This window comes from Sabulibacter ruber, from assembly GCF_017355955.1.
In the GTDB taxonomy this organism is placed as follows: domain Bacteria; phylum Bacteroidota; class Bacteroidia; order Cytophagales; family Hymenobacteraceae; genus Nibribacter; species Nibribacter ruber_A.
The window spans coordinates 1-302 of the sequence record NZ_JAFFID010000082.1 but is presented as its reverse complement, the minus strand read 5'-3'; the positions used below and the strand labels follow the sequence as shown (position 1 = coordinate 302).

Below are 302 nucleotides of genomic sequence, written 5' to 3'. Positions count from 1 at the left end.
AAGCTGGTGCGGGTGCGGGTCGAGTTCTCGAAGAACAGGTTGACCTGCGTCAGGCCGCTGAGGATGGCCGTCTTCTTGTTGGGCTTCTTGTTCTGCTCGACATAGCCGTCGGCGACGTCGAGGATCAGCGAAATCTGCTCCGCCGTCAGCCCCTCGATGCCGAGAAGGTGACGGTGCGGGAAGGTCGCCGTGGCGTGGGTAGGTGCGGTCATGAGCCGCGACTATAGGTGCGCCGGGCCCCGCCCGCAAGCGCGCGTGAACCAAGCGGCGGCGATCGGCCAAGCCCCTGATTCCGTAACGAA

1 pseudogene is annotated in these 302 nt (G+C 64.9%); it reads right to left on the bottom strand.

The features are described from left to right. Positions 1 to 212, bottom strand: a pseudogene (locus JT719_RS24540) (hypothetical protein); the annotation flags it as partial. Between the last annotated feature and the right edge of the window lie 90 nt (positions 213 to 302).